The sequence below is a fragment of the Pseudomonas sp. xss_2 genome (assembly GCF_043104195.1).
Classification (GTDB): domain Bacteria; phylum Pseudomonadota; class Gammaproteobacteria; order Pseudomonadales; family Pseudomonadaceae; genus Aquipseudomonas; species Aquipseudomonas urmiensis.
The window spans coordinates 1-11,536 of sequence record NZ_JBICKL010000114.1 but is presented as its reverse complement, the minus strand read 5'-3'; the positions used below and the strand labels follow the sequence as shown (position 1 = coordinate 11,536).

Annotated in this window: 14 protein-coding genes; all 14 read right to left on the bottom strand. The window is 51.4% G+C overall.

The genetic code is table 11. From position 1 onward, the window contains the following. Positions 1-273: 273 nt before the first annotated feature. Positions 274-822 carry an adenine phosphoribosyltransferase gene (locus ACF8K2_RS25905; RefSeq protein ID WP_186556034.1) on the bottom strand — a complete coding sequence of 183 codons (549 nt, stop codon included), beginning with the start codon at positions 820-822 and terminating at the stop codon, positions 274-276. Positions 823-874: 52 nt separating this feature from the next. Then, positions 875-1,609, bottom strand: a complete 735-nt coding sequence (gene fnrA, locus ACF8K2_RS25900) for a Crp/Fnr family transcriptional regulator FnrA (RefSeq protein ID WP_186556035.1) — start codon at positions 1,607-1,609, stop codon at positions 875-877. Between the two features lie 187 nt (positions 1,610-1,796). Then, complete coding sequence (gene hemN / locus ACF8K2_RS25895; protein WP_392468792.1) at positions 1,797-3,179, bottom strand: oxygen-independent coproporphyrinogen III oxidase; 1,383 nt, start codon at positions 3,177-3,179, stop codon at positions 1,797-1,799. A 203-nt stretch (positions 3,180-3,382) separates the two neighbouring features. After that, the gene (locus ACF8K2_RS25890; protein WP_392468790.1) at positions 3,383-3,790 is read right to left on the bottom strand and encodes a hypothetical protein; all 408 of its coding nucleotides are present in this window, start codon (positions 3,788-3,790) and stop codon (positions 3,383-3,385) included. Positions 3,791-4,113: 323 nt separating this feature from the next. After that, a complete protein-coding gene (locus tag ACF8K2_RS25885) occupies positions 4,114-4,629 on the bottom strand; it encodes an Imm15 family immunity protein (RefSeq protein ID WP_186556038.1) in 516 nt (171 codons plus the stop codon). Between the two features lie 221 nt (positions 4,630-4,850). Beyond that, positions 4,851-5,576 (bottom strand): hypothetical protein, encoded by a 726-nt coding sequence (locus ACF8K2_RS25880; RefSeq protein WP_392468787.1) that lies wholly within the window; start codon positions 5,574-5,576, stop codon positions 4,851-4,853. 151 nt (positions 5,577-5,727) lie between these two features. Beyond that, entirely contained in the window at positions 5,728-6,219 is a 492-nt protein-coding gene (locus ACF8K2_RS25875; protein ID WP_186556040.1) for a hypothetical protein, read from the bottom strand. A gap of 148 nt (positions 6,220-6,367) precedes the next feature. Further along, positions 6,368-6,814 carry a hypothetical protein gene (locus ACF8K2_RS25870; RefSeq protein WP_392468784.1) on the bottom strand — a complete coding sequence of 149 codons (447 nt, stop codon included), beginning with the start codon at positions 6,812-6,814 and terminating at the stop codon, positions 6,368-6,370. Positions 6,815-7,042: 228 nt separating this feature from the next. Next, positions 7,043-7,459 (bottom strand): DUF6896 domain-containing protein, encoded by a 417-nt coding sequence (locus ACF8K2_RS25865; RefSeq protein WP_186556042.1) that lies wholly within the window; start codon positions 7,457-7,459, stop codon positions 7,043-7,045. Positions 7,460-7,496: 37 nt separating this feature from the next. Further along, complete coding sequence (locus ACF8K2_RS25860; protein ID WP_392468782.1) at positions 7,497-8,114, bottom strand: hypothetical protein; 618 nt, start codon at positions 8,112-8,114, stop codon at positions 7,497-7,499. Positions 8,115-8,185: 71 nt separating this feature from the next. Further along, complete coding sequence (locus ACF8K2_RS25855; RefSeq protein WP_392468780.1) at positions 8,186-8,530, bottom strand: hypothetical protein; 345 nt, start codon at positions 8,528-8,530, stop codon at positions 8,186-8,188. Further along, positions 8,530-9,486 (bottom strand): RHS repeat-associated core domain-containing protein, encoded by a 957-nt coding sequence (locus ACF8K2_RS25850; RefSeq protein WP_392468777.1) that lies wholly within the window; start codon positions 9,484-9,486, stop codon positions 8,530-8,532. The genes ACF8K2_RS25855 and ACF8K2_RS25850 overlap by 1 nt, the downstream gene beginning before the upstream one ends. Before the next feature lie 169 nt (positions 9,487-9,655). Then, positions 9,656-9,910: a hypothetical protein gene (locus ACF8K2_RS25845; protein ID WP_186556046.1), complete on the bottom strand. Its 255-nt coding sequence runs from the start codon at positions 9,908-9,910 to the stop codon at positions 9,656-9,658. Next, positions 9,911-11,536: RHS repeat-associated core domain-containing protein (locus ACF8K2_RS25840; RefSeq protein WP_392468773.1), on the bottom strand; the 1,626-nt coding region annotated here is incomplete at its 5' end.

Sequence of the window (11,536 nt, the reverse complement as noted above, 5' to 3'; positions counted from 1 at the left end):
TGTATCTAGCGCCAACTTGGCAGCGCTACTGTGCGCTATCGTGGGAGCGGGCTTGCCCCGCGATGAGGCCAGCCAGACTGGCCCATCAATCAACTGAACGCACTCAATATTCGCTCAGCGAAAACTCAGTCAGGCAGAACGTCGGCACACCGCCGCCTTCCACGCCAATCTGTATCTAGCGCCAACTTGGCAGCGCTACTGTGCGCTATCGTGGGAGCGGGCTTGCCCCGCGATGAGGCCAGCCAGGCTGGCCCATCAATCAACTGAACGCACTCAATATTCGCTCAGCGAAAACTCAGTCAGGCAGAACGTCGGCACACCCGCCGCCTGCAGCCGACGCGAACCTTCCAGCTCCGGCAGATCGATGATCGCCGCCGCCTCGAACACTTCAGCACCCGTGCGACGCACCAGATTGGCAGCTGCCAGCAAGGTGCCGCCGGTGGCGATCAAGTCATCGAAGATCAGCACCGAATCGCCTTCGCACAGGCTGTCGGCATGCACTTCCAGGAAGGCCTCGCCATATTCGGTCTGGTAGCCCTCAGAGAGCACGTCAGCCGGCAGCTTGCCCTGCTTGCGGAACAGGATCAGCGGCTTGTTCAGTTGGTGGGCGATGATCGAGCCGATCAGAAAGCCGCGCGCATCCATGGCGCCGATATGGCTGAATTCGGCCTCGACATAACGCTCGATGAACTGGTCGGCCACATAGCGCAAGCCGCGCGGCGACTGGAACAACGGCGTGATATCGCGGAAGATCACCCCCGGTTTGGGAAAGTCCACTACCGGGCGGATCAGGGCTTTGAGGTCGAAGGTGTCGCTGTGCATGAAAGGGGTATCCTGAAAAACCAAGCTGCAAGTATACCCCGAACCGTCAGCTTCAGACTTCGATTGCACCGCCCGCCAATGCACACAGCTGGATCGGGTCGAGGATATGCACTTCCTTGCCCTCGGCAGTGATCAGGCCGTTTTGCTGGAAGCGGGTGAACACCCGCGACACGGTTTCTACCGCCAGGCCCAGGTAATTGCCGATCTCGTTGCGCGACATGCTCAGGCGGAACTGGTTGGCCGAATAACCGCGAGCGCGGAAGCGCGCCGACAGGTTGACCAGGAAGGTGGCGATGCGCTCGTCGGCGGTTTTTTTCGACAACAGCAGCATCATTTGCTGGTCGTCGCGGATTTCCCGGCTCATCACCCGCATCAGCTGGCGACGCAACTGCGGCAGTTGCACCGACAGCTCATCGAGGCGCTCGAAGGGGATCTCGCAGACCGAAGTGGTCTCCTGGGCCTGGGCCGAGACCGGATAGGCTTCGGTGTCCATGCCGGACAGGCCGACCAGCTCGCTGGGCAGGTGGAAGCCGGTGATCTGCTCTTCGCCGCTGTCGCTCAGGCTGAACGTCTTCAGGGCGCCGGAGCGTACCGCATAGACCGAGCCGAAATTGTCACCCTGGCGGAACAGGAACTCACCCTTCTTCAGCGGGCGGCCGCGCTTGACGATTTCATCCAGTGCATCCATGTCTTCAAGGTTAAGGGACAGGGGCAGGCACAGGGGGGCCAGGCTGCAATCCTTGCAGTGGGCCTGGTTGTGTGGGCGCAGTTTAACTGGCTCGGACATTTCTTCGATCCTTGTGGGAAAGCACACATAAGCCGTAAGGATAACCGACGGCATAGGCTGTAGGCCAGCTTGCGCTATTTTGGTGCGCGCTGACCGGGCTGCGATTCTGGTTGGCCGCAGCCTGTCACTGGCCAATAGTGTGCTCGCCACGCGAGGATGTCCATGCGGTTGATCGTCTCGCTGTACGTCAGATCACCCGCGAAAAGCGCTGACGATTGTGCAGCCCCAGGTAGGCATCGAACACCATGCACACCGAGCGTACCAGCAGCCGCCCAGCCGGCAGGACCTTGATGCGCTTGCTGTCCAGGCTGATCAAACCGTCGCGGTGCATGGCCTGCAGCTCAGGCCACAGCGCATTGAAATAGCCGCGAAAATCCAGCGTGAACTGGCGCTCGATCTGCTCGAACTCCAGCTCGAAGTGGCAGATCAACTGCTGGATAACCGCCCGCCGAATACGATCGTCCTGGTTGCACAGCAGCCCGCGCTGGGTCGCCAGTTGCGCGCTGGACAGGGTCTCTTTGTAGGTGTTCAGGTCGCTGCTGTTCTGGCAGTACAAATCGCCGATCTGGCTGATCGCCGAAACCCCCAGGCCGATCAGATCGCAGTGACCATGGGTGGTGTAGCCCTGGAAGTTGCGTTGCAGGGTGCCTTCTTCCTGGGCGATGGCCAACTCGTCGTCCGGCAGGGCGAAGTGGTCCATGCCGATGTAGCGATAACCCGCGTTAGTCAGTTGCTCGATGGTGGCGTGGAGCATCTCAAGCTTCGCTGCCGGGGCCGGCAAATCGTTGCTGTCGATGCGCCGCTGGGGCATGAAGCGTTCAGGCAGGTGCGCGTAGTTGAACACCGACAGCCGATCTGGCTGCAGGCGGATCACCTCTTCGACGGTGCGGGCAAAGCCTTCCGGGGTCTGCTTGGGCAGGCCGTAGATCAGGTCGAGGTTGACCGAGCGGAACTGCAAGGTGCGCGCCGCCTCGATCAGCGTGCGGGTCTGCTCCAGGCTTTGCAGGCGATTGACCGCACGCTGCACGACCGGGTCGAGGTCCTGCACACCGAGGCTGACCCGATTGAAGCCCAGTTCGCGCAGCAGGCCCATGGTCGACCAGTCGGCTTCACGCGGGTCGATCTCGATGCCGTAGTCGCCAGAATCGTCGTCGAGCAGGTGGAAATGCTGGCGCAGGCTGGCCATCAGCTGGCGCAGCTCGACGTGACTGAGGAAGGTTGGCGTACCGCCGCCAAAGTGCAGCTGCTCAACCTTTTGCTTGGGGTCCAGGTGGCAGGCGATCAGTTGGATCTCCTGTTCCAGGCGTTGCAGGTAGGGCAGGGCTCGCGCACGGTCCTTGGTGATCACCTTGTTGCAGGCGCAGTAGTAGCAGATGTTGGCGCAGAACGGCACGTGCACGTACAGCGACAACGGCCGCACCGCCCGCCGGCTCTCGCGCAGGGCGTGGAGCAGGTCGAACGAGCCCACCTCGCTGTGCAGTTGCACCGCGGTTGGGTAAGAGGTGTAGCGAGGGCCGGCCAGGTCGTAGCGGCGGATCAGGTCGGCATCCCAACGCAGGTCGTCGAGCATGAGGGTAGTCCCCGGTATAGGAGCAGCAGTGTCCGGAGTCTAGGGGGGGCGGTAACAATTCATGTTGATTTGTATCAACGGGCGTAGAGGCGCTGGGCGGGTTGTGCTGTGCAGTGGGGAGATTCAAGGGGGGGCGCTCAGCTGGAGTCGCACTGGCAGTGTGATGCAGTATATCGGTTGGGCTAGTCTTTGGTGAGCCAAGGTCACAATTCAGATTTTTTTAAATTCAATTTCTCATTGGCTGCGTTGCAAACTAGTGGGTCGGGGTCTTTGCAGAGCTCCTCTAAAATATCCCTTGGCACCTTTGGGTTGCACGCGATTCTTTCCCTGACACTCGGCTCAGGGTCTTTTGCTAGGCGCTCGAATGTTGCCCTGTTTATACGCCGTTTCATCGCGATATCCCAGCGAATCGCATCCGATTCATTTAAAGATAGTTGCTCTAGGATTAATGCTGAGATTGTGTTGTTTGATGCTACTTGGGAGCATAGCTCTGGGTATTTATTTATAACTTCTAGCCATACTTCATCTGGCGCGGAGTCTCTTGACTTTGAAAACTGTTCATTGTCGTCGCTTTCCACATATTTTTTAAATTCGTCAGCATTATTAATCATCTATTCGCCTCTCGATATCGAATGTTGTTCGTATTTATGGATTTACCGGTCCCGTGCTTACGTTTCCAATAAAGTCTGCATGCCTGCGCAGTAGGTGAGTAAGCGGTAAATAGTCTTTTATCATGTATTTGTCAGCTAATGCCCATCCTGTTGTAATTTAAAGGTTCACTCGGTTATGGCGAACTCCATCGATTAGGGGCAGGGGAGCATCTACGTCTCATGATATATTCCCTCTAGTGCATATAGAATCATTCACTTCGACTTTCTCTGAGTGGATTCATGAGTCATTGCGGGGTGATAGTCTGGGCCGCACCGTCAGGTGTTTAAGATTGTTTTGGTATGGCAAATATTCGGATCAGTTCTTCCTTGCACGCCTCGTCAAACCATCGGCTTTCAATAAAAATAAATTGCTCTAAAAGATTGCAAGATTTAAACGTGCTTTTAATGTGTAACATTTCTGTTGAATCATTTGGTGGCTGTTTTTTTAGCAGGGTGTCATAGAGCTTCTGGCCTGGTTCGTCAGGGTAGAAAAATAAGTGGGGTCTGAGTGTAGGGCCGTATTCACGCTCATCAAAATCTACGTATGTGATTGCAAGCAGTCCGTATTTGATGTTCTTAGAGCGGCCAATCAAGCGAATTGTATTGAGGAGAAAATAGGCAAGCCCTAGTAAGAATTCAGATGCGTCGTCCTGTTTGAGCATTTTTTGCAGCTTTGCAAGCCTGCTGTCTCTCGATATTAAAGGAATCTCTTCAAAACTATCGATTTCGCAAAAAAATACTTCGAGGTCTCTGTAAGCCTCTTTGGCAATTATTTTTTCGTAGAGTCGTATCAGGTTCATTTTGATATTCCATCAGTTTGAATAGGTACAGGTGTTCGAAGTGCTTTGCGTTTTTATGTATATGTATAAATAGTTAACCTGTCTATGTGGTGAGTGAGTTCTGCTGATGCAACTCACCTATCTCGTTTTATAGTGCTGCAGTTTTGGTTGCGGTTATAAAAGGCTAGGTTGTGTAGGTGCTGTTCTAGTCATAAAGTAGGAGTGAGAGTGTCCAGGTTTTCTCAGTCAGACCTATGTGCTGTGTCTCTGAAACATTTGCTGATAATCTGTGGAGAGGCTATTGCTACTGCTCCACCCTCAATGTCGTCGAATTCACCAATAGGGTGGATTAGGCAGTTAGAGGTTAGGCTAAGATGATGCAGTAAGTCGGTGGGGTGTTTTTTTGAATCGTAGTGCCACCCTTTCTGCAATAGTCCAAGAATTGAGCGCGCGTTGCTGGTCAGTATGAGGTGAGCGGAAGAGTCTGGGGCGGTTAATTTTGCAATCTGTAAAAATTCAGGGTTGTCTAGAAGGATGGCACCAAAATATTGAACCTCTTTGGCATCGCGTAATGCGTATTCTTGGGTTCGTTGTCCCTTAGGTAAAACTATTCCGTTTTTTTCAAAGGCGCGCCAAAGACCGTAATATTCTACAATTCGATTTGTTTGCACCATGGCGCCATTGCTGACTAAAAGCCAGGGGGTGTAATTCGGTACATTTTTGAGTATCTGGTTGTAAAGCTCTTCTATAGCTTTTGCTTGGGTGTTTTGGAGCGTGTCTGAATCATAAGCAATCAGTGCGGCGGATAGTATGGCTTTGGAGTTTTTTGGATTTTTCCTGATTGTAAAGGTTTCATTGTCGACAAATATGTCTTTGGTTGTTTCGAAAGGTTTTTCAGCGGTCGTCATGGGCGTTGTTTGAGTTGTTATAAGTGCTTTTGAGCGATGAGTAAAGTTCCATAAAGCCACCTTGCACTCATACGGATCTCGGGTGAAACGAACGGATTTTCTTGCTGTAGCTTTCCTTGCTCAGGCGGACACCGCTCAGTGGTGGGGTAGGTAATATTTTCTCGTTCCGTTGGCTATGGCTGTGTGATTTACTTTAAGTTATCGATTTTCCTCAGGTTATAAGATAGGTGCTGTATATGGGTGTGTATCTTTTTAGCGTACATTCATATGGTGGGTTTGTTGTGTCTTGAAAATAGTCAATGGTTATCTGGGTTGTTAAGTCGCAGAAAATAAATCTTATTTCATCACTGTTGTTTTCATCGAAATTGAATTCGGTATTTAGTCGCACTTCGGGGTCTATATGCAAAGCTCCACAATATTTCCAGTCATCATCAATTAGTATGTAGCAGTTACGCCCCGAGACTTCGGATGCTACGAATGAAAAGCACTCATTTATGCATGTGAATTTTCTCTCGGTGCATTCGATGACCTTCATTTCGTTAAGAATTCCAATAATTTTATCGGTTTTGGCAAGGTCTATGAGATTTTTGTGGGCCTGAGTGGGTATTAATAGTTTTTCCAGTTTTTTCTCAAGGTGATTAACTATGATTTTGCCCTGGCTTGCTCTGTGGAGTAGGTCTCTCTTGTAAGGGGTGAATTTCATTTGCAATAGTCTTGTTCATAGAATGTTTGATTTGCGCTTGAGTATCAGTGGGCGTTCAATTCTGCAGCCTAATCTAATTGGCTCATCTACGTCCTTTGCTGCTCAGCTGATTCTGAAGCTCTGATCTGGGTAGGCCGCTTGCATGTCGCTAAGGTGGATTGTTTTCGAATTTTAGGAGGGTTGTTTTCAAATTGTTTATTGCGTTGCAAAGATCTGCTGCAATGCGGCTGTGTGTTGGGAGACAGTTCTTTTCCGTTGAAAGAAATTCGTTCAAGCCTTCGTCTACCGCTTTGAGGAGCTCTACTCGGTCGATGGCGGGCGTGATCTGGTGGTTGTGGATGATTTCGACTGTCGATTTTATATTTTTAAATTTTATGGAGAACGATGAGTCTACGGCTACAAATTCGAATCGTTTTGCTTTCGTGTCGGTCAGTTTGTCGATCAGCTCTATAAGAGAAATGTATATCATGCATTGATGCCGCGGACTGGCGCTTGAGTTGAAAATAAAGCTGTCTATGATTAGCTCAATATCACCCATATCAAAATCGCTGGCGGGCTCTTCTGCCACTGTTCTAGATGAATATATCTTGATCACGGCTTACTCGGTTCTGACGCGGAAACGTTTGACAGTTTTTTTGTCTTTTTTTGAGTTGAGGGTATTCGTGGCTTTTCTTTGATTTTAATTGTTGGTGTGGTAGCTCAATGTAAGAGTGCTAGAGGAGCTGTTGTTGAAATTTATTTTTCGATCTATTCAGTGTGATTCGGTTAAGATTGGGTTGGCCGAAGTGCTAGTAGTGTGACCAGTGATAGGCAAGCGCGTCGGTTATTCTGAAGTGTAACCAATGGCTTTTAATTCATTTTGGTTTGCCAGTTTTGACATCAGGCATTTGATGTCGCAGTCGATGTGGGAATCATAAGTTCTCTGGTTGAAGGAGACGATTTTCCTGTCAAGTGATGCAAAGTAGATTTCAAGGCGCCATGAGTCTTTTTTGTATGGCTTTTGTTCTATTCCAGAATGTGCGTCAATTTCTTCGCCTGTATTTTTACTTGTGAAACAAACCCCTGCTCCATGTTTCCTGTATGCCCATCGTTCGTTGTTAAGGAGAATGGTTCCCTTGGTGGGCCACTGACCTTTGGTTTTTGACAGCTCTAGAAATGCAGCAACTAAGGCTTCTTGGATTTCCGAGAACCTGATCAATATGAGCTTGAATTCTTCTACGTTTATTTTCTTTATGGGCATTGTGAGTTATTTATGTCGCCTTCAAACTTTTGGTGTTCTATATTTTGGTTGCATCGATGCTCGTAATTGTACTTGTCAGTCGATGGAGTGCGGGCGTGCGACGGAGTGGTGAAGAACTTGTGTGAATGGTGGCGCTGGAGGGGTTCATTGTTTTTTTAATTTGATTGAGCGAGATGTTTTTAAGCTCATCTTGTGTGTTTGTAATGCTTTCTATTGTCGTTGCAAGGTATGCGCCTTTGCTGGTCCACTGGCTGAATCTGCATAGGGTGTTGTGATTAAATATGATCGCTCCATCTTTGAGGTCGTGAGTGAGGTAAAGTTCTATATTTTTGATTGTGCCGTTGCCCCTGATGTTCTTGTTGTGTTTTTTGATTAGAGTGGTAACTCGTATTGCTGGTTCGATTTGCAGTCCAATAAACATTAGTTTGTCTAGGTGGTAGTAAATTTTATTTTGGATGCTTATTGTTTTATTTTTGTAGTCGGTTTTTAGCTCTTTTTCGTAAAAATGAAGGTCATCTTTTGATCCCACTAATAAATAGTTGGATTCGTTCAGTGCTGCCGTGGAGAAGCTCGGTAGGTCTATGATGCCAGGGTTGTCCAGTGAGGCTCCATCTAGGTAGGTGCTGAGTATCTCGCTGAGCGGGGCTACGGGCATTTTAATTCTCTCTGTCAGCGACTTGGGTTGGTTTTTTAAATCATGATTTCATTATAAGATTGCTCGGGTGCTCAGAGTGCATGGATGTTATCAATCTCAACTGTAATATCCTCTGGATAATTTTCTTTGATGGTCATTTCAATGGTTAAATCTGAACGTTCTTTGCTATCGGTCCATAGAGGACATGTGACTGACCATGATTTGTGGTTTGATCCGCAAATGTTAATAATAATTACTTCTCTCAATGCTTCGGGCGGTAGTGGGCATATCTTTTCGCCGTATTCCAAGATGGCTTGTTTTAGTTCTTGGGATGATAATCTTGTTCCAGAGGTGAGTTTTTCGAGTTCGTCATACTCTTCAGAGCTGAGTAAGGAGACTACTTTGCAAACCATATCTAGGATCTTGTGAGATTCCATTATTTGACTCCTCGTCTATTTCCAACTGCCCGTGTGACTGTGGACTTGCTTACCCCGATTTCCTCAAAATAGCCATCTGCACGTAAAATCTCAGCGCGCGCATCCTGAGGCGAGAGTCCTGCGGCTCTTAATGCCTTATAACCTATTCGTCTTTCAGCACCATACGTGCCACCTCCTGCTTGTCGCTGTACTTGGGTCGCAGAGTAATGTGACGTTCCTACCTTATTGGAAGGGCCATCCAGCTGGGCTCCAGGAGCGTGATTAGTGTTATAGCCTGGTAGCTCTCTAACTGCGGCATCTTGGATAATATGGTGAGCGTCTTTTTTTCCGTTTGCTCTCAGTTCACCGATACTTCCATCAGGGAATATGCTACAGCTGCATTTTTCTCTTGATAGTCCTAGACGATCAACCCACTCAACTGGATTCGGCGCATATTGATAAAGATTCAACCCCCCGGCATACCCAATTGGATCCGCCGAAACAAACCGCCCCACCTGCGGATCATAGTACCGGTACCGGTTGTAATGCAGCCCGGTTTCCACATCCAGGTACTGCCCCTGAAACCGTAGCGCAGTGTCGAGTTTCCTGCGCTGCGCCGCCTCGCTCAGTCTCACCTGGGCCTGCCCCCAGGCGTGGTAGTCCGCCCGCCAGACTATCTCGCCGTGCTGATCGGTTAGCTCCAGCGGGGTTCCGAGGTGGTCGCATTGGTACCAGTCCAGCGCTTTGAAGGCCGGTGCCTGGGGCTGGTATTGCCAGACCCGATCCTGATCGATGTCATACGCCCCGTCATAACTGTGCTCGGGCAGCAGGGCGATTTGTTGCTCGTACGAGGCCTGCACCAGCGGCACGAATGTGTCTCGCTCGTAGAGGTAGTGGGTGGTGCGTTCGGCGCGCAGGTAGTCGTTGCTGCCGGCTGGGCGAGGCTTTGCGTGTGCAGGTAGCCGTTGGCCGTCCATTGCTGGCGTCGCTGCAGGCCGTTGCCTTGCACGCGGTTGAGCTAAATTATTAAAGAGCGCTACTTTGGTGTCAGGATAGGATTAAGCTCTTTCCACGTATTAAGGATAAATTTTAGAAGTCATCCTGTATTCGATTATTTTCAGGGGTTTAATGGTGGGTTTCCAGTTCTTATCCAATGGGTGTGATGTAGGGGGTGAGCATTTCTATGATCTCTTCTTTTGTATAGGTGAATTCATCTCCAGCATCCATGCTTCGTAGGTCTTTGATGATTTCACAGAATTTTTCATCTTCGTAAAAGTATATTTTCTCATCCAGCCATATTAGATATACAAATAGCGCCATTTGGTCGGGGATGTAAGTATGAGCATGTAAGTGCTCTAGGATTTCTTTCGCGATTCTCGATTTGTTTATTTCTTCGCTCATTTATTTTAGGCATCCGCATGTAATTGCCCTGCCGTTTGGTGTGGCTAATCCTTGGTCAATATCTGCTTTAGTTGGCGGGTAATGAGGGAGATTCAGTTGTTTGCCGTTATTCATTTTTGGGTGGACTCGATTTATTTTTCCTGAGTGATCATAAGTCTCCTCCCATGCCCTCACTTGTCCCGTTCTCGGGTTGTATTCCGTAGCGTGTGATCTTCCTCTCGTTGGCCCTGGAGTACGTGAAAGTTTCTCTTTTTCATAGTACCTAACTCTACCGTCCGGTAAGATACGTTCTCTTTCCGAAGTTGATTGGGCGTTTTGCAGGGCGGATAATTTCCTGTCGAGGTTTGCGGTCGGTCTGAAGTCTCTATTTGAAGCCAGGCCCAGTGGATCAACCCACTCAACTGCATTCGGCGCATATTGATAAAGATTCAGCCCCCCGGCATACCCAATCGGATCCGCCGAAACAAACCGCCCCACCTGCGGATCATAGTACCGGTACCGGTTGTAATGCAGCCCGGTTTCCACATCCAGGTACTGCCCCTGAAACCGTAGCGCAGTGTCGAGTTTCCTGCGCTGCGCCGCCTCGCTGAGCCTCACCTGGGCCTGCCCCCAGGCGTGGTAGTCCGCCCGCCAGACCATTTCGCCGTGCTGATCGGTCAGCTCCAGCGGGGTTCCTAGGTGGTCGCATTGGTACCAATCCAGCGCTTTGAAGGCCGGTGCCTGTGGCTGGTATTGCCAGACCGGATCCTGATCGATGTCATACGGCCCGTCATAGCTCGGCTCGGGCAGCAGGGCGATTTGTTGCTCGTACGAGGCCTGCACCAGCGGCACGAAGGTGCCTGGCTCGTAGAGGTAGTGGGTGGTGCGTTCGGCGCGCGGGTGGTAAGTGCTTTCAAACGCCAGGTTGTCGCCGTCCCAGCCATAGATGCTGCTCTTGCAGCCGTAGCGCTCATCGAGGTCCAGGCGTTGCTTGCGGTTCCACAGCGGGCCTGCCTGCGCGCGGTCTTGGTACTTGGCAGCCGATTGCTTGTAGAGGCGCCGGCCGAGGGCGTCGTAGCCGTAGTTGACCTTGAGCCGGGCGTCTTCGTAGCCCACCAGGCGGTCGTACAGGTCCCAGGTGAAGCGGCCGTGCTGGCCGTCCAGCCAGCGCTCGCTGAGGTTGCCGCGGGGGTCGTAGCGGTAGTGGTTGCCCAGGTACTGGTGCAGCTGGTTGTCCATCTGCCGGCTGCGTTTGAGGCCGTTGGCCTGGGGCGCTTCGTGGGGGTCGAGCAGGTTGCTGGCGGGGTCGAAGGCGAAGGTTTCCGCGCCTAGCCGGCTGTGTGCGCCGAGCAGGCGGTTGAGCGGGTCGTAGCGGTAGCTGAGCGTGCCGCGGTTGCTGTCGTCGATGGTGGTCAGTTGGCCGGCGGGGTCGTAGTGGTGCTGGCGCTTGCGCAGGTAGTCGTTGCTGCCGGGCCGGGTGAGGCTTTGCGTGTGCAGGTAGCCGTTGGCCGTCCATTGCTGGCGTTGCTGCAGGCCGTTGCCTTGCACGCGGCCGATTTCCCGGTGCAGGGCGTCGCGCTGGTAGCTGAGCAGCTCGGCGTCATCGAGCCTGATCGCCAGCAGGTGGCCGCTGCCGTAGGTCAGCCA

Excerpts from the sequence above, each read along its gene's own strand:
- ACF8K2_RS25885 (WP_186556038.1), bottom strand. The coding sequence starts at position 4,629 with ATGAACCTGATACGACTCTACGAAAAAATAATTGCCAAAGAGGCTTAC.
- ACF8K2_RS25860 (WP_392468782.1), bottom strand. The coding sequence starts at position 8,114 with ATGCCCGTAGCCCCGCTCAGCGAGATACTCAGCACCTACCTAGATGGA.
- ACF8K2_RS25845 (WP_186556046.1), bottom strand. The coding sequence starts at position 9,910 with ATGAGCGAAGAAATAAACAAATCGAGAATCGCGAAAGAAATCCTAGAG.
- ACF8K2_RS25890 (WP_392468790.1), bottom strand. The coding sequence starts at position 3,790 with ATGATTAATAATGCTGACGAATTTAAAAAATATGTGGAAAGCGACGAC.
- ACF8K2_RS25905 (WP_186556034.1), bottom strand. The coding sequence starts at position 822 with ATGCACAGCGACACCTTCGACCTCAAAGCCCTGATCCGCCCGGTAGTG.
- fnrA (WP_186556035.1), bottom strand. The coding sequence starts at position 1,609 with ATGTCCGAGCCAGTTAAACTGCGCCCACACAACCAGGCCCACTGCAAG.
- ACF8K2_RS25875 (WP_186556040.1), bottom strand. The coding sequence starts at position 6,219 with ATGAAATTCACCCCTTACAAGAGAGACCTACTCCACAGAGCAAGCCAG.
- ACF8K2_RS25865 (WP_186556042.1), bottom strand. The coding sequence starts at position 7,459 with ATGCCCATAAAGAAAATAAACGTAGAAGAATTCAAGCTCATATTGATC.
- hemN (WP_392468792.1), bottom strand. The coding sequence starts at position 3,179 with ATGCTCGACGACCTGCGTTGGGATGCCGACCTGATCCGCCGCTACGAC.
- ACF8K2_RS25855 (WP_392468780.1), bottom strand. The coding sequence starts at position 8,530 with ATGGAATCTCACAAGATCCTAGATATGGTTTGCAAAGTAGTCTCCTTA.
- ACF8K2_RS25850 (WP_392468777.1), bottom strand. The coding sequence starts at position 9,486 with ATGGACGGCCAACGGCTACCTGCACACGCAAAGCCTCGCCCAGCCGGC.